The sequence below is a fragment of the Corynebacterium frankenforstense DSM 45800 genome (assembly GCF_001941485.1).
Taxonomy (GTDB): domain Bacteria; phylum Actinomycetota; class Actinomycetes; order Mycobacteriales; family Mycobacteriaceae; genus Corynebacterium; species Corynebacterium frankenforstense.
The window spans coordinates 2,353,963-2,375,452 of record NZ_CP009247.1 but is presented as its reverse complement, the minus strand read 5'-3'; the positions used below and the strand labels follow the sequence as shown (position 1 = coordinate 2,375,452).

The 21,490-nt window shown below is 72.4% G+C and carries 17 protein-coding genes; 7 read left to right on the top strand and 10 right to left on the bottom strand.

The window, feature by feature from the left end; genetic code table 11:
- Positions 1–3: 3 nt before the first annotated feature.
- Entirely contained in the window at positions 4–1,242 is a 1,239-nt protein-coding gene (locus CFRA_RS10365; RefSeq protein ID WP_075664587.1) for an amidohydrolase, read from the bottom strand.
- Positions 1,243–1,295: 53 nt separating this feature from the next.
- On the opposite strand from CFRA_RS10365, the gene purT reads away from it, so the two are divergent.
- Complete coding sequence (gene purT, locus CFRA_RS10360; protein ID WP_075664586.1) at positions 1,296–2,519, top strand: formate-dependent phosphoribosylglycinamide formyltransferase; 1,224 nt, start codon at positions 1,296–1,298, stop codon at positions 2,517–2,519.
- A gap of 31 nt (positions 2,520–2,550) precedes the next feature.
- On the opposite strand, the gene CFRA_RS10355 is transcribed toward purT, so the two are convergent.
- Positions 2,551–3,066 (bottom strand): GNAT family N-acetyltransferase, encoded by a 516-nt coding sequence (locus tag CFRA_RS10355; RefSeq protein ID WP_075664585.1) that lies wholly within the window; start codon positions 3,064–3,066, stop codon positions 2,551–2,553.
- Positions 3,067–3,270: 204 nt separating this feature from the next.
- Between CFRA_RS10355 and CFRA_RS10350 the strand changes: the two genes are divergently transcribed.
- Positions 3,271–4,380: a LacI family DNA-binding transcriptional regulator gene (locus CFRA_RS10350; protein ID WP_075664584.1), complete on the top strand. Its 1,110-nt coding sequence runs from the start codon at positions 3,271–3,273 to the stop codon at positions 4,378–4,380.
- 16 nt (positions 4,381–4,396) lie between these two features.
- Here CFRA_RS10350 and CFRA_RS10345 read toward each other — a convergent pair whose 3' ends face one another.
- On the bottom strand, positions 4,397–5,758 hold the full coding sequence (locus tag CFRA_RS10345) for an FAD-dependent oxidoreductase (protein ID WP_075664583.1): 1,362 nt from the start codon (positions 5,756–5,758) through the stop codon (positions 4,397–4,399).
- 459 nt (positions 5,759–6,217) lie between these two features.
- On the opposite strand from CFRA_RS10345, the gene pta reads away from it, so the two are divergent.
- Positions 6,218–7,618 carry a phosphate acetyltransferase gene (gene pta / locus CFRA_RS10340; protein WP_075664582.1) on the top strand — a complete coding sequence of 467 codons (1,401 nt, stop codon included), beginning with the start codon at positions 6,218–6,220 and terminating at the stop codon, positions 7,616–7,618.
- Between the two features lie 2 nt (positions 7,619–7,620).
- Positions 7,621–8,814: an acetate kinase gene (locus tag CFRA_RS10335; protein ID WP_075664581.1), complete on the top strand. Its 1,194-nt coding sequence runs from the start codon at positions 7,621–7,623 to the stop codon at positions 8,812–8,814.
- A 65-nt stretch (positions 8,815–8,879) separates the two neighbouring features.
- Here CFRA_RS10335 and CFRA_RS10330 read toward each other — a convergent pair whose 3' ends face one another.
- From CFRA_RS10330 to CFRA_RS10320, 3 genes are read right to left on the bottom strand one after another with little or no spacing between them, the layout of a single operon-like run.
- The gene (locus CFRA_RS10330) at positions 8,880–11,357 is read right to left on the bottom strand and encodes a serine/threonine protein kinase (RefSeq protein ID WP_075664580.1); all 2,478 of its coding nucleotides are present in this window, start codon (positions 11,355–11,357) and stop codon (positions 8,880–8,882) included.
- Positions 11,354–12,394: a glutamate ABC transporter substrate-binding protein gene (locus CFRA_RS10325; protein WP_075664579.1), complete on the bottom strand. Its 1,041-nt coding sequence runs from the start codon at positions 12,392–12,394 to the stop codon at positions 11,354–11,356. The genes CFRA_RS10330 and CFRA_RS10325 overlap by 4 nt, the downstream gene beginning before the upstream one ends.
- Positions 12,391–13,881 (bottom strand): hypothetical protein, encoded by a 1,491-nt coding sequence (locus CFRA_RS10320; protein WP_083666966.1) that lies wholly within the window; start codon positions 13,879–13,881, stop codon positions 12,391–12,393. The genes CFRA_RS10325 and CFRA_RS10320 overlap by 4 nt, the downstream gene beginning before the upstream one ends.
- Positions 13,882–13,954: 73 nt before the next feature.
- Between CFRA_RS10320 and CFRA_RS10315 the strand changes: the two genes are divergently transcribed.
- From CFRA_RS10315 to CFRA_RS10305, 3 genes are all read left to right on the top strand, one after another.
- Positions 13,955–14,479, top strand: coding sequence for an NUDIX domain-containing protein (locus tag CFRA_RS10315; protein WP_075664578.1), 525 nt, complete (start codon positions 13,955–13,957; stop codon positions 14,477–14,479).
- Positions 14,480–14,624: 145 nt separating this feature from the next.
- A complete protein-coding gene (locus CFRA_RS10310) occupies positions 14,625–15,683 on the top strand; it encodes an ABC transporter ATP-binding protein (protein ID WP_075664577.1) in 1,059 nt (352 codons plus the stop codon).
- On the top strand, positions 15,680–16,453 hold the full coding sequence (locus tag CFRA_RS10305; RefSeq protein ID WP_075664576.1) for a hypothetical protein: 774 nt from the start codon (positions 15,680–15,682) through the stop codon (positions 16,451–16,453). Before CFRA_RS10310 ends, CFRA_RS10305 begins: the two co-directional genes overlap by 4 nt.
- Before the next feature lie 82 nt (positions 16,454–16,535).
- Here the strand turns inward: CFRA_RS10305 and CFRA_RS10300 are convergent, their stop codons facing one another.
- From CFRA_RS10300 to CFRA_RS10285, 4 genes are all read right to left on the bottom strand, one after another.
- Positions 16,536–17,867: a Na/Pi symporter gene (locus CFRA_RS10300; protein WP_075664575.1), complete on the bottom strand. Its 1,332-nt coding sequence runs from the start codon at positions 17,865–17,867 to the stop codon at positions 16,536–16,538.
- Between the two features lie 228 nt (positions 17,868–18,095).
- Positions 18,096–19,592, bottom strand: coding sequence for a cardiolipin synthase (cls, locus tag CFRA_RS10295; RefSeq protein ID WP_075664574.1), 1,497 nt, complete (start codon positions 19,590–19,592; stop codon positions 18,096–18,098).
- A gap of 24 nt (positions 19,593–19,616) precedes the next feature.
- Complete coding sequence (locus CFRA_RS10290) at positions 19,617–20,441, bottom strand: exodeoxyribonuclease III (RefSeq protein WP_075665014.1); 825 nt, start codon at positions 20,439–20,441, stop codon at positions 19,617–19,619.
- A gap of 10 nt (positions 20,442–20,451) precedes the next feature.
- A complete protein-coding gene (locus CFRA_RS10285) occupies positions 20,452–21,486 on the bottom strand; it encodes an N-acetylglutamate synthase, CG3035 family (protein WP_075664573.1) in 1,035 nt (344 codons plus the stop codon).
- Positions 21,487–21,490: the final 4 nt, after the last annotated feature.

The following is a 21,490-nucleotide window of genomic DNA, read 5'->3' as shown; positions in this document are numbered from 1 at the left end:
GGGCTAGCCCATCAACCAGGGGGACGCGGCGACCAGGACGGCCTGGGAGCCGCGGTCGAGGGTCGGCTGCAGATCGGGGGCGAAGCCGGGGTTGTGGTTCGCCGGGGCCTTCTCCGGCTCCGCGAAGCCGCCCAGGCCCCAGTAGCAGTACGGCACGCCCAGGGCGTCCGGGATCACCGAGAAGTCCTCGCTGGCCGTCGCCGGGTCGAACTCGACGGTCGGCAGGTGCGCGCTGAACGCCTCCTGCACCGTCGCGGCGGTGTCCGCGTCGTTGTCCGTGAGCGGGTAGACGTCCGAGTACTCGAACGTCGGCTCGCCGGGCATGCCCGCCGCCGCGCACTCGCCGCGCACGATGCGCTCGATGGCGGAGTGCAGGTGCTTTGCGACGTCGTCGTCGTAGGCGCGGGTGTTCAACTTCAGCGTGGCGTGGTCCGGGATCACGTTCGCCGAGTCGCCGGCCTGCACCGAGCCCACGGTGACCACCGCGAAGGTGCCCGGGGCCAGCTCGCGCGAGACGATCGTCTGCAGGCGGGTCACCGCCGCGCACGCGGTGACCACCGGGTCCTTGGCCAGGTGAGGCATCGAGCCGTGGCTGCCCGCGCCCGGGATCGTCACCGTGACCGTCGTCGCCGTGGAGAGCACCGGTCCGGCCGCCGCGCCGACGGCCCCGCCGGGCAGCGTGGTCAGCACGTGCTGGGCGAGGGCGACGTCGACGGCCGGGATCTTCTCGGCCAGGCCGTCCTCGACCATGGCGCGCGCCCCGGCGGCGCGCTCCTCGCCGGGCTGGAAGACGGCGACCAGCCGGCCGTGCCAGGCCTCCGGGTGCTCCACGAGGGCGCGCACCGCGCCGAGCAGCGAGGTCGCGTGCACGTCGTGGCCGCAGGCGTGCGAGCGGCCGCGCTCCGGGTCGGCCGCGTAGTCCTTGCCGGAGTCCTCGGTGACCGGCAGGCCGTCGAAGTCGGCGCGCACGAGCACCGAGCCGCCCTCGGGGTTCTCCGGGTTCTCGACCACGGCGACCACGCCCGTGCCGCCGATGTGCAGCGGCTCCAGGCCGAGTGCCTCGAGCTCCCGCGTGATGCGCTCGGAGGTCTCGTGCTCCTCCATGGCCACCTCCGGGTGGCGGTGGAACCACTTGTAGAGCTCCTCGCGGTCCGCGCGGCTGGACTCGAGGGCGTCGAAGAGGGTGGCCAGGCCGCGGTTGTCCCCGGCGTCCGGTTCGGTGGGCGAAGTGACTGTCTCCATGACCGCGACGCTACCCCTCGGGGCCGCGTGGTCGCCGGGTTAGACTTGCGGGCATGAGTGCACCTGAGTCGATCGGCACGCCGCTGAGCCCCGGCGCCACCCGCGTGATGCTGCTGGGGTCCGGGGAGCTGAGCAAGGAACTGGCCGTCTCCTTCCACCGCCTCGGGGTGGAGGTGCACGCCGTCGACCGCCGCGAGGGCGCACCCGCCCAGCAGGTCGCCCACGTCGCCCACACCGTGGACGTCACCGACCCGCAGGCCGTGGCGGACCTGATCCGCCGCGTCGACCCGGACTTCATCATCCCGGAGATCGAGACCATCGCCGTCGACGTGCTCGAGGCCGCCGAGGCCGCCGGTGCGGCCGGCGTGGTGCCCAGCCCGAAGGCCGTGCGCCTGGCCACCAACCGCGAGGGGCTGCGCCGCATGGCCTCCGAGGAGCTGGGGCTGCCCACCACGACCTACCAGTTCGCCTCGGACCTCACCGAGTTCGAGGTCGCGGTCGGCTCCGTGGGCTACCCGTGCGTGGCCAAGCCGAACGTGGACGGGCCGGACGCGCGGGACAACCAGCGCATCGAGGCGCCCGAGGACGTCGAGCCGGCCTGGCGCGCGCTGACCGAGGGCGCCGGCGACACGCGGGTGATCGTGGAGCGCCTGGTGGACTTCGACGCGGAGATCACCATCATCGCCGTGCGTTCGGTGGACCCGGAGACCGGGCGGATGGCCACCTGGTTCTGCGAGCCGCTGGGCCACCTCTACCGCGACGGGGCCTTCGTCGAGTCCTGGCAGCCGATGGCCGTCAACCCCGACGCGCTGGACAACGCCCGCTCGGTGGCCGCCCGGGTCACGGGCGCGCTCGGCGGGCGCGGGGTGTTCAACGTCAAGCTCTTCGTCGAGGGCGAGGACGTCTACTTCTCCGAGGTGGTGCCGCGGGCGCACACCACGGGTCTGGTCACGCTGGCCACGCAGCGCTTCTCGCAGTTCGACCTGCAGGCGCGGGCCACGCTGGGTCTTCCGGTGGACGCCACGCTGGTCTCCCCGGGGGCCTCGAGCGCGATCCTCTCGCCGGTCGAGGCCGACGCGGTGCGCTACGAGGGGCTCGCCGAGGCGGTGGCGGTGCCGGAGTCGACCGTCGAGCTCTTCGGCAAGCGCGGCGCGACCGTGGGCCGGGCGATGGGTGTCGCCCTGGCCACCGCCGAGGACGTCGCCACGGCCCTGGACCGGGCGCGTGCGGCGGCGCAGGCGGTGCGCATCGTGCCGCAGGAGGGCGGCAGGCTCTAGCGCCTGCCTTCAGGGGGATCAGGCCGCGGGTCTAGGCCGCGGCGTCGAGGGCCTTGACGGCCTCGGCGACGGCGGCCGGGGTGGCCGTCATCGGCAGGTGGGCGACACCGGAGTCGTCGAACTCCTCGCCGGCGGCGGTGAAGCCGAAGCGCTCGTAGAAGCCGCGCAGGTGGGTCTGGGCGTCCAGGCGCACGGTGCGGCCCGGGAAGCGCTCGGCGGCCAGGCGCAGGGTCTGCAGGAGCAGCTCGGTGCCCAGGCCCTCGCCGCGGTGGTCGGCGGCGGTGGTCAGGCGGCCCAGGTGGACGGTCTCGTCGCCGTCGGTGCCCGGGTAGAGGCGGGCGCAGCCGATGAGGGTGGCGTGTCCGTGCTCGGACTTCCGGGTCCAGGCGAGGACGTGGAAGGTGGTGTCGAGGGCGTCGGTGTCGTCGATCTCGGCGTACGGGGTGTTCTGCTCGTGCACGAAGACGTCGACGCGGAGCTTGTAGAGCTGGTGCAGCTCGACGGGAGCCAGGTCCCGGAGCGCGGAAACCGCGAAGTAGTTGGTCATGGCGGGGAAGCATAACCCCGGCTCGTGCCCGCCCGGAAATCGCTGTGACCGATTATTTGGCTTCCGCGCCGCTATGCCACGCCTCTCAGCGGACCCCGCGGTGTCACCCGCGTGGATCCTGTGGGGAGACAAACGGGCGCCCTGCGGGGACAATCGGCGTGGATGTCGCCTCGGCGCATATATGTGCGGACTAACCTGGGGAGAATGAACTCCCGCCGCCCGACTCTCGCGCAGGTCGCCAAGGAGGCCGGGGTCTCGCCCGCGACCGTGAGCCTGGTGCTCAACAAGCGGCCGGGGACCCGCATCTCCGAGGCGACCGCGCGCCGGGTGCGCGCCGCCGCCGAGAAACTCGGCTACCGCCCCGACCCCACGGCCCGCTCGCTGCGCACCGGCCGTTCGCTGACTGTCGGCTTCGTCTCCGACGAGGTGGCCACCACCCGTTTCGCCTCCGCGCTGATCCGCGGCAGCATCGACGTCGCCGAGCGCAGCAGCAACCTGGTGCTCATCAACGAGTGCCCCTTCGACGCCGAGCACCTAGAGCGAGCCGTGGGCGGGCTGGTGTCCCGTCGCGTCGACGGCATCATCTTCGCCCTCATGCAGGCCCGCCACGTCACGGTGCCGCGCCTGCCGGACTCGATGAAAGCCGTCATCGCCAACGGAACGGCCACCGTCGCCGGCACCGACTGGCAGTTGCCCGCCGTGCTTCCCGACGAGCCCGTGGCCGGACGTAGGGCGGCCGAGTACCTGCTGGCGCGCGGTCACCGCCGCATCGCCCTGGTCGGGCGCAGTAAAGAGACTCTGGACCCGGCCGTCTCGGTGTGCGTCTCGGTGCGCATGGGCGCCGTCGACGCCACGCTGGCCGAGGCCGGACTCGACCTGACCATGGAGGTTCAGGGCTCGGTTTGGGAGCCGCCGCTGGGCGCGCGGGCTTTCGAGCGGGTGCAGGCCTTTAACGCGGAACACCCGGACGAGCCGGTCACCGCGGTGATCGCGGGCAACGACCGCATCGCCTTCGGTTTCTTTCAGGCCGCCGCGCACGCCGGGGTGCGCATCCCCGAGGAGATCTCCGTGATCTCCTTCGACGACGAGGTGCTGGCCTCGTACCTGGACCCGGGTCTGAGCACCGTGGCCATCCCGTACCTCGAGATGGGGCGGGTGGCCACGGAGCTGGTGCTCGAGCCGCGCAAACTGCGCGGGCGCAAGCACACCCGCACGGGTGAAGAGGCGGAGGCGGCCTTCCCCGGCCCGGTCGGGGAGGCCTACCTGGTGGACATGCCGCTGGTGGAGCGGGAGTCCGTGGCGGCGCGAGGCTGACGCCTCACGCCCCTGACTACTTGTCCTGCGGACCGGCGTGGGAGACCATCTCGTCCCACTCGACGATCTTCTTGCGCTCGCGGCCCTCGGCCTCGCCCAGGGCGCGCTCGGCGGCGTCGAGACGGTGCCAGCCCTCCCAGGTGGTCACCGCCAGGCCCTTGCCCTCGAGGAAGGCGAGCACCTCGGCCGGGTCGGTGGACTCCGGCTCGGCGAGCTTGCCGCCGTTGTAGTCCTCCAGCAGCATGCCGGTGGTCTCCTTGGCGTCGGACTTGGTGTTGCCGATCAGCCCGACCGGGCCGCGCTTGATCCAGCCGGTGGTGTAGAGGCCCGGCACGGCCGCGCCGTCCTCGTCGAGGACGTGGCCGCCGTCGTTGGGGATCACGGCGCGCTTGTCGTCGAAGGGCACGCCCTCGACGGCGTCGGAGCGGTAGCCCACCGCGCGGTAGACGGCCTGGACCGGCCAGACGGTGAACTTGCCGGTGCGGGTGACCCCGCCGTTGCCGTCGAGCTCGGTGCGCTCGGTCTTCAGGCCGGTGACCTTGCCGTCCTCGCCGAGGATCTCGACGGGCGACTCGAAGAAGTGGATCTGCAGGGTGTGCGGGGCCCCCTTCGGGTCGCGGATGGCATAGTGCTCGAGGGTCTGGCAGACCAGGTCCTGGGACTTCGACTCGCGGCGGGCGGTCTCGCTGGCCTCGTCGTAGTCGATGTCCTCCGGGTCGACGGTGACCTCGATGGTGTCGGAGTAGTCGAGCTCCTTGAGCTCGAGCGGGGTGAACTTCGCCTGGGCCGGGCCGCGGCGGCCGAAGATGTGCACCTCGCGGGCGGCGCTGGCGCGCAGGTTCTCGTAGACGTTGTCCGGGATCTCGGTGACGTGCAGCTCGTCGGCCGTCTTGGCCAGCACGCGCGAGATGTCCAGGCCGACGTTGCCCACGCCGATCACGGCGACCTGCTCGGCGGAGAGGTCCCAGTCGCGGGAGAAGTTCGGGTTGCCGTCGTAGAAGCCGACGAACTCGCCGGCGCCGTGCACGCCCTCGAGGTCCGCGCCCGGGATGTCCAGGACTCGGTCGCCGGTCGCGCCGGTGGAGAAGACCACGGCGTCGTAGTAGCGCTGCAGCTCCTCGACGGTGACGTCGACGCCGACGTTGATGTTGCCCAGGAAGCGGATCTCCGGCTTCTCCATCACGTTGTGCAGCGACTTGACGATGCCCTTGATGCGCGGGTGGTCCGGCGCGACACCGTAGCGGATCAGGCCGAACGGGGTGGGCATGCGCTCGTAGAGGTCGATGGAGACCTCCTGGCCGGACTTGATGAGGAGGTCGGAGGCGTAGATGCCGGCGGGGCCGGCACCGACGACGGCGACGCGCAGGGGGCGAGACATCGTGACTGTGGTTCCTTTACTTCTTCGGGTCTGTCGCTCCGGTGCATGTGCTGCACCTGCTTCGGTACGTGTGCTGCACCATACCCGTTGGTGGGCGGAAGTTGCACCGAGCTGTCTAGAACTGCGCCCAGTCTAACCGCCGCGCGGCGGTTGGGAAACCCCCGCCGCATGTGCGCCCGCACCCCGCCGCGCCGAGGGGTGACGCCAGCGTGCGGCGCGTGCGCGGGGTCGTCGCCGCTGCGGATGTTGGGCCGGTCCGGCGAGGGTACCCTCGGGGGTTGTCGCGTGAATGTTTCCCGCCGAGGTGCGGTCGCGGTGCCCCCGCCGCGCGGCCGAAGCGAAAAGAAAAACCAATCACGAAAAGAGCCCACGGTGCGCTGCGCCACACTATGATGTCCGGTGCCCCGCGCCTGACGGCCACGTCCGCAGCAGACGCCCACAGAAAGGTGGCTTCCCCGCATGACTAACCCGGCGCCCTCCGCGGCCCCCTCGGCACTTCTGACCCTGGTCAACCGCACCTTCGACGGCCTGGACACCGCCGCCCTGGCCGAGTCGCTGGACCTCTCCCACGCCGACCTGGCCCGCGTGGAGCCCACCGTCGGCGCCGCCCTCGCGGCCGGGCTGACCGATTCCGGCGCAACCCTGATCCGGGGTACCGGCGCGCTGGCCCACGACGCCCGCGTCGCCGCCGCCCTCGGCGTGCCGTTGCTGCTGGTGATTGACGACGCCGCCGGCGTCGGCAAGCTCGCCGTCGCCGAGGCCGAGGCCGCGGGTGCGGTGGTCGCCGCGACGCTGACGGCCACCGAGCTGGCCGACGCCGGGCACGTGCGCTCCGCACTGGCCGCGGTCGCCGAGGAGGCCCGCCCGGTCATGTCGCCGGAGGTCTTCGAGCGCCGCCTGGCCGCCCAGGCCGCCGCCGTGGGGGCGCGCATCGTGCTGCCCGAGGGCGACGACGACCGCATCCTGGCCGCCGCCGACCAGCTGCTCAAGGCCGGCGTGGCGCGCCTGACCATCCTGGGTGACCCCCAGGACGTCGCCAAGCGGGCGGCGGACGCCGGGCTGGACCTGTCCGACGCCGAGGTCGTCGACCACCGCACCGACCCGCGCCGCGAGGAGTTCGCCGCCGAGTTCGCCCGCCTGCGTCAGAAGAAGGGCGTGACCCTCGAGCAGGCGCGCGAGCAGATGGACGACGTCTCCTACTTCGGCACCATGCTCGTGCACACCGGCGCCGCTGACGGCATGGTCTCCGGTGCCGCGCACACCACCGCCGAGACGATCCGCCCGGCGCTGCAGATCATCCGCACCTCCCCGGAGGCCTCCGTGGTCTCCTCGATCTTCCTGATGGTGCTGCCGGGCAAGCTGTGGGCCTTCGGCGACTGCGCCGTCAACCCGAACCCGACCGCCGAGCAGCTCGGTGAGATCGCCGTCGTCTCCGCGCGCACCGCCGCCGGCTTCGGCATCGACCCCAAGGTCGCCGTGCTGTCCTACTCCTCCGGCGCCTCCGGCTCCGGCGCCGACGTCGAGCGCGCCGTCACGGCCGTCGAGACCGCGCGCGAGGCCGACCCCGAGCTCGCCGTCGACGGCCCGCTGCAGTTCGACGCCGCCTGCGACCCGGGCGTGGCCGCCAAGAAGATGCCCGACTCCCCGGTCGCGGGCCAGGCCAACGTCTTCGTCTTCCCGGACCTCGAGGCCGGCAACATCGGCTACAAGGCCGTGCAGCGCACCGCCGGCGCCCTGGCCGTCGGCCCGATCTTGCAGGGACTCAACAAGCCGGTCAACGACCTCTCGCGCGGTGCGACGGTGCCGGACATCGTCAACACCGTGGCCATCACCGCGATCCAGGCGGGAGGGAACCGCTAGCCATGCCGTACGCACTCGTCCTCAACTCCGGCTCCTCGTCGATCAAGTTCCAGCTGGTCAACCCTCTGGCCGCGGCCACCGAGAAGCCCTTCGTCGTCGGCGTCGTCGAGCAGATCGGCGAGCCGCAGGGCGCCGTGACCCTCAAGACCCAGGAGGGCACCTTCGCCGTCGAGCAGGAGATCCCGGACCACACCGCCGGCCTGCAGCTCGCCTTCGAGCTGATGGACAAGCACAACTGCGGGCCGCGGCAGGTCGACGTGATCGCCTGCGGGCACCGCGTGGTCCACGGCGGCATCCTCTTCTCCGCGCCGGAGCTGATCAACGACCAGATCCTGGACATGATCCGCGACCTGATCCCGCTGGCCCCGCTGCACAACCCGGCGAACATCGCGGGCATCGAGGTCGCCCGCGAGATCCTGCCGGACATCCCGCACGTGGCCGTCTTCGACACCGGCTTCTTCCACACCCTGCCGCCGGCCGCCGCGATCTACCCGATCAACAAGGACGTCGCCGCCGACTACTCGCTGCGCCGCTACGGCTTCCACGGCACCAGCCACGAGTACGTCTCCCAGCAGGTCCCCGACCTGCTCGGCCTGCCGCCCGCCGCGGTCAACCAGATCACCCTGCACCTGGGCAACGGCGCCTCGGCCGCGGCCATCCGCGGCGGGCTCGCCGTCGACACCTCGATGGGGCTGACCCCGCTGGCCGGCCTGGCGATGGGCACCCGCTCCGGCGACATCGACCCGGGCATCGTCTTCCACCTCTACCGCAACGGCATGTCGATCGACGAGATCGACAACCTGCTCAACAAGAAGTCCGGCGTCAAGGGCCTGGCCGGGGTCAACGACTTCCGCGCCCTGCGCGACATGATCCGCGACGAGAACGAGGACGCCTGGACGGCCTACAACGTCTACATCCACCAGCTGCGCCGCTACATCGGCGCCTACATGGTCTCGCTCGGCCGGGTCAACGCGATCACGTTCACCGCCGGCGTGGGCGAGAACGACTCGCACGTGCGCGCCGACGCGCTGGCCGGCATGGAGACCTACGGCGTCAAGATCGACGCGGACCGCAACGCGGGCCCGAACGACGGGCCGCGCGAGATCTCCACGGACGACTCCGCGGTCAAGGTCTTCGTGGTGCCCACCAACGAGGAGCTGGCCATCGCCCGCTACGCGGTGGCCTTCGCGCAGTAGTCACTGAGCCCGGTCCTTTCCCGGCGGCGCGGTCCTTTCCCGGTGGCGCGGCGTCAGCCGCGCCACTAGAACCACGTCTCGGGGCGGACCTGGTTGGCCATGTCGACCAGCGCGTAGCGGTGCCGGGCGAACGGCGCGTTGCGCGCCAGCCGCCGCAGCGTGTCGGCCAGTCCGGCGCGCAGCCCCCGCTGGGTGAAGGGGAACTCGAAGAGGTCGTTGGGGCTGGCGGCGGCCTCGACGTCGGCGTCGCGCAGGAAGTTCAGCCCGGCCGAGAGCACGGCGGCCTGGATCTGCAGGAAGCGCGGCTCGTTGGTGGGGATCTCCGAGAGCCGGCGCGCGGCGCGGCGCACGCGCGACTCGGTCAGCTGCCCGCCGATCAGATGCAGGATCGTGGTCAGCTGCGCCATGCGGTGGTGCCGGGAGGCCTGCGGCAGCCGGTCGAGGGCGCGCACGGCGGTCTCCAGCTGGTTCTCGGCCATCAGCTGGCGGGCCAGGCCGAAGGCGCTGGACACGGTGGTCGGGTTGGCCGCCCACACCAGCCCGTAGAGGCGGATGGTGTGGAAGCGCAGCACCTGCGGGTCGGTGCTCACGTGCGACCAGTCGTGCGGCAGCCGGTCGACGAAGTCGCCGTTGAGCTCCTCGAGCGTGGCGTGCACGCCGGCGATCGCGCGGGCGTCGTGCGGGTCGAGCAGCGCCACGCCCGAGTAGCCGAGGTTCTGCAGGATCAGCTCGTCGACGGCCGCGAGCGCGAGCTTCGGCGCGGACTCGCCGGGCAGGATGCTCAGCACCTCGAAGAAGTGCTTCTGCGCGGTCACCAGGTCGTCGAGCAGCAGCGAGGTCACCCCGGAGTACCAGTGGAAGCGCCAGTCGTTGCCCAGGGTCTCCTCGAGGCTGGCCAGCCACTCACGGGCCTGGCCGGTGAAGCCGAGGTCGAGCATCGCGCGCACCACGCCGAGCGGGATCTCCGCGGACCGGGTGTACTCGTCGGCGTGCATCGCCTGGCGCAGGGTCTCCAGCGCCTCCTCGGGCTCGGTGTAGGAGAACCCGGAGAGCAGCGGGGCGCCGACGTCGTGCCGGTCGACCAGCGGGACGGCCAGGGCGCCCACGACCTCGGGGGCGGTGATCGCCGCCGAGCGCTCGGTGCCGTCGAGGAGCTGGTCGGTGCGGAAGACGACGTGCTTGGTGCCGAAGGTGCGGCGCTGCGGGGAGAACAGCGAGTGCTGGTTGGGGTGCTGCACCCCGTCGCGCAGGGCGATGATCTCGCGCAGCACCCCGTAGAGCTGGCTGCGCAGCGCGCGGATGTCGGAGAAGCGCTTCTTCGGGTCCGGGTGCGTGGCCCGCTCGAGCAGCCGGTAGTAGCTGAGGTAGCCGCGCAGCATCGGCTCCTCCGAGGGCGAGGGGATGCCCGGGGCGAAGGCGCCGTCCTCGACGGGCAGGTCCAGCGTGAGCGCGGCCAGGGTGCGGCCGATGGTGTAGATGTCGCTGGCCACCGACGGGCCCTCGGCGGCGACCTCCGGGGCCTGGAAGCCGCGCGTGCCGTAGATGTAGCCGTAGGAGCCGATGCCGGTCACCGCCCCCAGGTCGATGAGCGTGACCTGGTCCTCGGTGGCGATGATGTTCTCGGGCTTGAGGTCGTTGTAGACCACCCCGCGCACGTGCAGGTACTCCAGGGCGGGCAGCACCTGCAGGATGTAGGCGATGGCGACGTCGACGGGCATCAGCCCGCCGGGGTAGTCGCGCATCCGGTCCTTCAGGCTGGGCCCGCCGACGTACTCCATGACGATGAAGCCGCCGGGCACGCGCGGGTCGTCGATGAAGTTGAAGATCTTGACCACGCCCGGGTGCGTGATGTCCGCGAGGAACTCCCGCTCCGCCGCGGCCACGCCCGCGTCCTGGTCGCCGGCCGCCGACTGCATGCCCTTGAGCACCACCAGGCGCTCGGAGACGTTGCGGTCGCCGGCCAGGTAGATCCAGCCCATGCCGCCGTGGCCGATCACGCCGAGGATCTCGTACTGCCCGGCGACGACGTCCCCGCGCTTCAGCTGCGGCGGGTCGACCTTGGACCCGGCGGCCTCGGGGTCCTTGAGCGCGGCCTCGGGCGGGACGAGGTCGATGAACGGCAGGGTGACCATGCCGTCGGCGACGACCCAGTCCTGGCGGCGCCGGCCGCGGCGCGAGCGGAAGGTGTCCAGTGCTTTCCGACGCGCGCGTTCCGACGCGTCGCGGCGACGCTCGGCGTCGGTGCGTTGCCGCGGCGCCGGGGCGCCGCGGTTGTCGCGCATCTTGCCCAGGTCGGCGAAGAGCCCGGCCAGGTTCGCCGGGTCGACCTGGTACTCGTCGTCGTCCTCGTCGTCGTCGGCGAAGGGATCGAAGGCGACGGCCTCGGTGCCGGGGGCCGGCTCGTCGTCCTCGTCGGCGAACGGGTCATAGGGCACGGCCTCAGTGGCCGGGCCCTCCTCGTCGTCGGCGAAGGGGTCGAAGGCCACGGCCTCGGTCGCGGGGCCCTCGTCCTGCGGTTCGGGGCGGTTGCGCGGCTCGGTCACTGGGCTTCCTCCTCGCGGTAGATGGCGGGCGGGGGCGACTGGGCGGGCAGGTAGGGGCCGAACCAGCGGTCGTAGAGGCGCTGCCAGGTCCCGTCGGTGGTCACCCGGCGCAGCGTCTCGTTGACCTGGCGGATCAGGCCCGCGGCCTCGTCGGACTCGTCGGCCGCGTCCTCGGGCTGGGCCATGGCCGCACCGTAGTACTCGCGGGTCAGCGGCTCGCCGACGATCTCGGTGAAGTCGTCCTGCGCGGCGATGCCGGAGAGCATCGTGTCGTCGGCCAGGATCGCGTCGGCCTGGTTCTGCTGCAGGGCGACCAGGCAGTCGGACCAGTTGCGGGTCTTGAGCAGGGTCGCCCCCTCGGCGTCGGCGCGGGCGTGCTCGAGGCCGGTGGAGCCGTCGGCGACGCACACGGTGCGCCCGCCCAGGTCCGCCGGGCCGGCGATGCCGGACTCCTTCTGCACCAGCAGGCGCATCTGCGCGCGCAGGTAGGGCACGGAGAAGGCCATCGTCTCCTGGCGCTCCTCGGTGATCGAGGTCGAGCGCAGCACCATGTCCACCTGGCCGTTCGCGATCGCGTCGCGGCGCTGGTCGGACTCGAGGAAGCGGAACTCCACGCGGTCCGGGTCGCCGAAGATGTCGCGGGCGAACTCGCGGGCCAGCTCCACCTCGAAGCCGCGCAGCTGGCCCGACTGCGGGTCGCGGAAGCTGAGCAGGAACAGCGACTGGTCCACGCCCACGATCAGCCGGCCGCGCTCGACGATTCCCGGGATGCGCTCGCGGGCGGTGCGCCCGTCGGGGCGCAGCGAGCCGATGAGGTTGTCGGTGCTCTGCGGGTTCGCGGTGTGCTCGCCGAAGTGCTCCACGCTCGCGCCGGCGGGCAGCGGCGGGCCGTCGTCGCGCGCCGGGGCGTGGCGCTCGACCAGGGCGGGCGGGCGCCCGGAGTCGTGGGCGCAGCCCGCGGCGCCGAAGGCCACGGCGGCGGTGAGGCAGGCGGCGACGGTGCGCCGCGCGGCGTCGGAAATCTCTCTGCGCGTCACAGGTACTCCTGGAAACGGGGGCGGATGCCGACGACCACGGCGATGACGGCGCCCAGGGAGAGCAGCAGCACCGAGGCGGCGACCAGGGTCGTCGCGGCCAGGCCGTCCGCGATGTAGGAGCGCATCGTCGTGCGCGACTCCGCGATCAGCTCGGCCAGCGCCCGGTCGAGGTCGTTGAAGGCCGTGGCCGTGGTCGGGGTGCTGTCGGAGCCGCGGGTGGTGTCCGTGGTCAGGCGCTCGCTGGCGGTGAAGTCCCCGGCGGTCAGCGCGCGGGTGAGCTCCCCGTGTGCGGCGCGCCACTCCTGCAGGGCCGTGCGCGCCTCGTGGACCATGGCCGCCGAGTCCGGGGAGGCGCCGACGGCGGACTCGCCGTCCTCGACGTCGTCGAGGGCGCGGGTGATGCGCTCGGTGGCCTCGTTGAAGGGGTCGGTGCCGTCCTCGTCGAGCGGCTGGCGGCGCACCAGGGCCAGGGTCTCGGCGGTGCGGGCCTGCTGGGCCTCGATGCGCGAGGCCGTCAGCGAGTCCCAGGGGGTCGCCGCCTGGTCGAAGCCGCGCGAGCCCGCCTGCCAGCTGGCCAGGTTGGAGGCGCTGACCCACAGAATGGCCACGACCATCATCGCGGTGGCGGCCAGGAAGCCCTTGTTGAAGCGGCGGCGGGTCTTCCGCCACAGCCACCACTGGGCGGCGGTGAGGAAGGCGACCGCGGCGAGCAGACCGGACAGGGGCACGAACTGCGGGCGGGTCAGCTCGGCCTGGGCGCGGGCGACCTCGTCGCTGGTGTGGTGGAACAGCTCGGCGGCGGTGGGCAGGATCTCGTCGCGCAGCAGCGCCGAGGCGGTCGCCGCGTAGGAGAAGGCCACGGGGTTGCCCTGGCGGTTGTTCGCGCGCGCGGTCTCGACCAGGCCGGTGTAGACGGGCAGCTCGCGCTGGATGGTCGCGATCAGCTCGGCGGCGTGGCCGTCCTCGTCGCGGATGCCGGCGGCGACCTCGGAGGCGGCCAGCGAGGCGCCGTCGACGGCCGAGTAGTAGGAGCGCAGCTCGTGGGCCGGCTGCGGGCCCGAGCGCACCAGCGAGTTCGTGGTCACCGTGTCCGCGAGCGAGAGCTGCGTGTAGAGGTTGTGCGCGGCGTAGCTGGTCGGCTCGGTGACCGTGAGCAGCTCGTCGAGGTTGTTCTGGCGCTCGGCGGAGGACTGCGACATCGAGTAGCCGGCCGCGAAGATCGCCAGGGCCAGCACGATGGTCAGCGTGATCATCCGGCCCGGGGTGGTCAGGACGTAGGAGCCGATCTGGCGCAGGTAGTACTTCGGCACCGAGAAGCCGGTGTGCAGCCACGAGCGCAGCCCGGAGGGCCGCTCGTCGGTGTCCTCGGAGACCTCGTCGAGCCAGTGGTCCTGGGTTCCCACGGGCAGCTCGGAGCGGTCGACCCGGATCTCCCGGGAGCGGCGCGACTGCCGGCCCGACCGGCCGGTCTTGGTCTCGCGGCTCATTCCTTCACTGTATCGTCTGCGCGCCGGCGGGCACACCTTTCTGCCCCGGAAGGAGGCGGCTACCCTGGGGGCCATGGATGGCGACGGCAACGGCTGGGCCGCGGGACCCGCGGGCGGCAGGCAGTGGGGCCGCTTCGGGGCGGCCGGACTCTTCCTGCTCGCGGACCCGCACGCGCCCCGGCTGCTGATGCAGCACCGCGCCCTGTGGACCAACATCGGCGGCACCTGGGCGCTGCCCGGCGGCGCCCGCGACTCGCACGAGACCGCCGTCGAGGCCGCCCTGCGCGAGGCCCACGAGGAGACCGGCATCGCCCCGGCGGACGTCGAGGTCGCCGGCGAGCGGGTGACCGCCGGGCCCTTCGCCGCGGACCCGGGGCGCCCGGAGCTGGCCGGCGGCTGGACCTACACCACCGTCGTGGCCGCCACCGCCTCCGGGGAGCCGCTGGCCACCGAGGCCAACAACGAGTCCCTCGAGCTGCGCTGGGTGCGCCTCGACGAGGTGGAGGAGCTGCCCCTGATGCCCGCCTTCGCCGCCGCGCTGCCGGGCATCCGCGCGGCGCTGCCCGGGGTGCTGCCCGCCTACTTCGCGGGGGAGTGACGCGGGGCGCGGGAGGAGCGACCCGGGCTTCGCGGGGAGTACCGCGGGGGTTTGCGGGGCTTCGCGGGGAGTGTGTCGGGGTATTTACCCGGACGGTGCGCTTGAGCACGGGAAACCGTAAGCGAGGTGTGGCAGTGTTGTCCCCGTGATTGAAGTAGCCAACCTGACCAAGCGCTTCGGGTCCACCTGCGCGGTCGACGACTTGACCTTCCAGGTCGAGCCGGGCGCCGTCACCGGGTTCCTCGGGCCGAACGGGGCGGGCAAGTCGACGACGATGCGCATGATCGTCGGCCTGGACCACCCCACCGCGGGCACGGCCACGATCAACGGCGTGCCCTACGCCCGCCTCGCGCGCCCGCTGCACACCGTCGGCGCCCTGCTCGAGGCGCGTGCGACCCACCCGAACCGCTCCGCCGCCAACCACCTGCGCTGGATCGCCGCCGCCGGCGGCATCCAGCGCTCCCGCGTCGACGAGGTCCTGGGCCTCGTCGGGCTCTCGGACGTCGCCGGGCGGCGCACCGGCGGGTTCTCGCTGGGCATGCACCAGCGCCTCGGCCTGGCCGCGGCGCTCCTGGGTGACCCCGAGGTGCTGCTCCTCGACGAGCCGGTCAACGGCCTGGACCCCGAGGGCATCCGTTGGGTGCGCGGGCTGATGCAGGCCCTGGCCGCCGAGGGGCGCACCGTGCTGGTCAGCTCGCACCTGCTCTCCGAGATGGCGCAGACCGCCGAGCGGCTCATCGTCATCGGCCGCGGTCGCCTGATCGCGGACACCACCACCCACGAGTTCATCTCCGGCCACTCGGCGACGACCACCCTGGTGCGCTCGCCGCGCCTGGCCGAACTCGCCGCCGCGCTCGAGACCCGCGGCGTGGAGATCACGCGCGGCGAGGACCCCGAGGGGCGCGAGCGCCTCGAGGTCGCCGACCACACCCCCGACGAGATCGGCGCACTGGCCTTCGAGGCCGGCGTGCCCCTCGCCGAGCTCGCCGAGCGGCGCGCCTCGCTGGAGGACGCCTTCATGGAGACCACCGGACACGCCGTGGAGTACCACGCCGGGACACCGGGGCCGCCGGCGCAGACCGGGCCGGAACACAACGGGCCGGAACAGAGCGGGCCGGCACAGAACGGGCCGGCACAGAATGGGCCGGAAAAGAATGGGCCGGCACAGAACGAGTCAGCACAGAACGGAAAGGCGGACCGATGAACCTGCTCAACACCGTCCGGGCCGAGACCGTCAAGCTGTTCACCACGCGCTCGGTGTGGTGGACCAGCGCGCTGTTCGTGCTGCTCAGCTTCGGCATCTCCCTGCTGCTGACCGTCACCCCGCAGCAGCCGCTGGGACTGTTCGTCTTCCAGATCCAGCCCTACACCGTCGTCTACGGCATCCCCTCGATCGGACTGCCCGTGCTCATCGTCCAGGCCGTGATGGTGGTGACCACCGAGTACCGCTACCGCATCCAGGCGACCGCCTACCTGGCCAGCCCCCGGCGCTGGACCGTGCCGGTGGCCAAGCTGCTCGTCTACGGGATCTACGCCGCCGCCCTGACCTTCCTGACCGCCCTGCTGTGCCTGGTCGTGGCCAAGGTCCGCGTCGGCGACGACGCCCTGATCTACTCGATGGGCGACCCCGACGTGCTGCGCATCCTGTGGGTGCTGCCCCTGGCGACCTTCCTGGTCGTCTGCTTCTCCCAGGGGGTCGGCCTGCTGCTGCGCCACACCGCCGGCGCCGTGGCGCTGCTGCTCGCCTGGATCCTCGCCCTCGAGGACATCGTCGCCTTCCTGCCCAAGATCGGCGAGCGCATCGGCGACTGGCTGCCGTTCCGGCACCTCAACAACTTCATCGCCGGCGGCGGCCCCGCCGGCGGCGCCACGGGCCTGGACTGGACGCAGGGCGCGTCGCTGGCCTACTTCGTCCTGTGGGCCGCCGGCCTGTTCCTCATCGGCGTCGGGGTGCTGTACAAGCGGGACGTGTGACGCTGACGCGTCACACCGGGAGCGCCTGACGGGGCTGACGCGACGCAGCCGGGGGGGCGTCGCGAGGCGGCAGCGTCGCGACCTAGGTGAAGAGGAGGAACGCGCCGAAGGCGAGGAGGGGGAGCAGGTAGAACGCCGAGAGCACCACGCCGAGCGCGGTCAGCCGGCTGCGGCGGGCGCGCCGGGCGCTCGTCCCGCACAGCCAGTACAGCAGGCGGCGCACCCCGGGCACCAGCGTCACCAGCAGCACCGCCGCGACGTTGAAGAAGACGTGGACCAGGGCCGCCTGCAGGCCGAAGACCCCGTAGGCGCCCGGCACCGTCAGCGCGGCGACCAGGCCACTGACCGTGGTGCCCAGGTTCGCGCCCAGGATCACCCACAGCGCCTCCGTGAGCCGCAGCGTGCGCGTGGCCGCGAAGGGCAGCAGCGCGGAGACCGTCACCGCCGAGGCCTGCACCGTGGCGGTGCCGAAGAGGCCGACTCTGAAGCCGCCCAGCGGGTTCATCCCGAAGAGCCGCTCGAAGAGCGAGCGCGTCGTCGCCGCGAAGAGCACCCGCAGCTGGCGGGCCATCACGCGCAACGCGACCAGGGCGAGGATCGCACCCAGGGTGACGCACACGACGCCGTCGGTAATCTCGCCGGGCAACTGCCCGGCCAGGCCGCGCGTGCCCAGCGCGTCGACGGCCGGCTGGAAGAAGCCGACGAAGGTCACGCGGGCGTCGTCGAAGGCCTCGGTGCGGCCGTCGCCGACCGCCTCGGCGGTGACCTCGGAGATCCGCTCGAGCGGGTGGAAGGCGGCCTCGAGGATGAAGAAGAGCAGCGCGGCCGTGGCGTTGAACCAGGCGTGCAGCGAGGCGGTGCTGAATGCGCGGCGGAAGGCGCCGCGGTCGTCGGCGTAGGAGAACGACGCCAGAAGCGGGGTGACCGTGGTGCCGATGTTGGCGCCGATGATCACGGGCACGGCCACCGGGACGCCGACCGAGCCGGTGGCCACCGCCGCGATCGTCAGCGCGGTCGTCGCCGTGGAGGACTGGGCGACGGCGGTGATCAGGATGCCCAGCAGGAGACCCGCCAGCGGGTGCATCGCGCGCTGCAGCAGGCCCTCCAGCGGGCCGGAGCCGAGCGCGTAGACGCCGTCGATGAGCAGGTAGAGCCCCAGGAACGCCAGCGCCAGGCAGCCGAGGACGGCCGACCAGCGCGCCAGGCGCCCCCAGCCCGAGAGCATGACCATGTCCTCGGCCTCGGGGATCTGCTTGGGGTTCATGAAGTGCTCGACGCCGAGCGGGCCGGCGGAGCTGCGCGCCGCGCGGGCGCGTGCACCGGCGGCGGTCGCGGAGCCGCGGCGCGGGGGAGCGGGCACCCCGCCGCGGTCGAGGCCGTGGCGGATGACGCGGGACTCGGGGAGGTCGACCACCGGTGGGACGGGACGCCGTTTCTCGGCGGGGCTCGGCACCACTTGCGGCCTCCTCCTCACGCTCGTCCGGACCGGTGTTCCTCTACTGTTCAGCTGTCCTTAATCTATCACCGACGTGCACGGTCCAAGAAATATTTTGTCCGGGTGCAACAGGGGTGTGACCCGGGCGCGGGCGCGGGCGCGGGCCGCTGCCGGGGCGGCGCGAGGGCCGGGACCAGGCGCCCCGCGCTACTGGAGCGCCGAGGTCAGCCGCATGACGTTGTCGACGTAGCGACGCATGACCCCGCGGTGGCGCCACTCGGCCAGCGTGAGCTCGGAGGAGGCGCGCCGGTAGGCCTCGGCGAGGTCGTCGAGCTTGAGCAGCAGGTCACCGCGCGCGACGAGCAGCGAGACCTCGTAGTTCAGTCCCAGGCTGCGCATGTCCAGGTTCGCAGAGCCGACCACGGCGACGGTCTCGTCGCCGCCCTCGCCCGGGTCCGCGAGCACGAACTTGGTGTGCAGGATGTAGGGGGCGGGGAACTGGTGGATGCGCACGCCGGCCTCCAGCAGCGCCTGGTAGTAGCTGGACTGGGCGTGGTGGACCATGAACTGGTCCGCCTTCTCCGAGACCATCAGCTCCACGTCCACCCCGCGGTGGCAGGCGGTGATCACGGCCTCGAGCAGCGACTCGTCCGGCACGAAGTACGGCGAGCAGATGATCAGCTTCTCCTTGGCGTGGTAGACCACGGAGTTGAACATGCGCAGCGCCGGCTCGGTGGTGTAGCCGGGGCCCGAGGGCACCAGCTGGACCACGTTCGCGCTCGAGTCGCGCGGCGGGGCGCCGGCCGGCTGCTCGCGGCCGTGCAGGGGGATCTCCTCGCCGGACTCGCTGTACCAGTCGGTGGCGAAGACCATCTCCATCGAGTCCACGATCGGCCCGGACAGCTCGAGCATCACGTCCACCCAGCGCCGCCCGGCCTTGACGTTGCCGCGCACCAGGTAGCTGCGGTCGATCATGTTCTGCGAGCCGAGGAAGGCCACCTCGCCGTCGACGATGACGATCTTGCGGTGGTTGCGCAGGTCCGGCCGGCGGAAGCGCAGCCGCCAGGGCTGCAGCGGCAGGGTCAGGTGCCAGTCCACGCCGAGCTCGTCCAGGCGCCGGCCCAGCTTCAGGTAGCCGGGGTACTTGAGAGACCCGAGCTGGTCGAAGAGCAGGCGCACGCGCACCCCGCGGTCGACGGCGCGTCCCAGTGACTCGAAGAAGACGTCCGTGGTCCTGTCCCAGGCCATGATGTAGATCTGTACGTGGACGTAGTCGCGGGCGCCGTCGATGGCGGCGGCCATCGCGGCGATGGACTCCTCGTAGTCGGTGTGCAGCGCGCGGTCCTCGCCGACGACGGCCGGCAGGTTGGTCAGCTTCCGGTTGAGCCGGATCATCGCGTCGAGGTCGTCGGAGAGGTCCATGCCGGCCGGGTGGTCCGGGGTGTCGGCCTGGATGTCCTCGATCATCGCGTTGGCCTCCTGCTGGATGCGGTGGCGGCGGCGGTTGATGTAGGGCGAGCCGAAGAGCAGGAAGAGCGGCAGGCCGACGAACGGCAGCAGCAGGATGGCCAGCAGCCACGCGGTCGAGGAGCTCGGCCGGCGGCCCTCGGGCACGTAGCCGATGGCGATGATCTTGATGGTGTAGTCGATGATCAACCCGACGAGCTGCCAGGTGTCCAGGTCGACGCTGAAGGAGAGGCCCATGCGCGAGTGTCCGAGGCCCGGGTGTCAGCGCACCGCGTCGAAGTCGGCGACGTCGTAGTCGACCACCACCGGGGCGTGGTCGGAGGCGCCCTTGCCGGAGCGCTCGTCGACGTCGATGAAGGCGCCGGTGACCCGCTCGGCGAGCGGGGCGCTGGCCAGCTGGAAGTCGATGCGCATGCCCTCGTTGCGCGGGAAGCGCCCGGCCGTGTAGTCCCAGTAGGTGTACGGGGTGTCGCCGGTGCGTGCGCGGGTGACCTCCTCGAGGCCGGCCTCGCACAGCCCCTCGAAGGCGGCGCGCTCCGGCTCGGTGACGTGGGTGCGGCCCTCGAAGAAGGCGCGGTCCCACACGTCGTGGTCCTGCGGGGCGATGTTGAAGTCACCCATCAGCGCCAGGCGCGCCTCCGGGTGGGCGTCGAGCTCCTGCTTGACGACGTCGCGCAGCCGCCACAGCCAGCGCACCTTGTACTGGTAGTGCGGGTCGGCGATGGCGCGCCCGTTGGGCACGTACAGGCTCCAGACGCGCACGCCGCCGCAGGTGGCCGCCACGGCGCGGGCCTCGACGCGCTCCTCGTCGATCCCGCCGGTCTTGGTGAAGCCGGGCTGGCCGTCGAAGTGGTCGGCGACGTCCTCGAGCCCGACCCGGGAGAGGACGGCCACGCCGTTCCACTGGTTGTAACCGACGTGGGCGACCTCGTAGCCGAGGTCCTCGAAGCGCTCGGCCGGGAAGTTCTCGTCGGTGCACTTGGTCTCCTGGACCGCGAGGACGTCGACGTCGTGACGGGTCAGGAACTCCGCCATACGGTCGGCGCGGGTGCGCGCCGAGTTGACGTTCCAGGTGGCGATGCGCATGGCCACCACCCTATCCCGAGGTCGCCCGCCGGTGCGCGTAGCGGTGGCGGTGGTGCTCGGCGAAGCCCGCGGAGCGGTAGAGGCGGATGCCCGCGGTGTTGGTGTGCACCACCTGCAGGAACGCCTGGCCGGCGCCGGCGCCCGCACCCCAGGCGAGCATCCCGGCGGTGATCGCCCTGCCCAGCCCGTGGCGCTGGAAGTCCGGGGAGACCTCGACGGCCGAGAGCCCCAGCCAGGAGCGCCCGGCGTCGTCGGCGGTGACGGTGCCGCGGGTGATCGCGGCGGTGCGCCCGTCCGCGGCGCGGATGCGCCCGAAGCTCATGGTGCCGTCGATGTCGCCGCGCAAAAGCTCCAGCGCGTGCCGGGGCAGGGCCTGCCCGCGGAAGTGGTAGAGCGAGTACCACTCCTCGTCGGGGGCGGCGTCGACCTCGAACGTGAACCCCTCCGGCAACGTCGCGGCAGGCGCGGCGTCGTCAAGCGGGCGCGTCATCACCAGGATCTCCGGGCCCCACTCCCACTCGGGCCCGGCGGCGAGGCGCTCGGCCGGGCGCGCGATGCGCTCGGGGACCTGGATGATCGCGGGCATCGAGTGGCGGGCGTAGAAGGCGAGGATCTCGTCCAGCGGCACCGCGCCGAAGCCGGCCTGCGGGCCGAGCGGCGCGGCGGAGTTGGAGCGCTCGGTCACGCCGTCGCCGGCGCGCAGCAGCCACTGCCCGTCGGAGCTGAGCGAGTGCTCGATGCCCGGGAAGGCGCGCGCGGTGGCGACCTCGACGGCGCGGATGTCGCCGTTGCGCACGGTGCGCTCGGGCAGCAGGCGCACGGTGACCAGCTGGGCGCGGTCGATGACCACGGCCTCGGCGTTCGACGGCAGGCCCCCGACCTCCTGCGGGCGCACCGTCAGCGGCTCGAGGGCGACGATGTGGCCGATGACGTCGGTGACCTGGCGGGTGCCCGGCACGCGCCGGCGCACGGTGACCCGGTCGCCGAGGCCGGGGGCTTCGGTGCGGAAGACGCGGCGGATCCCGGAGCGCGGACGCGGACTCATGGGA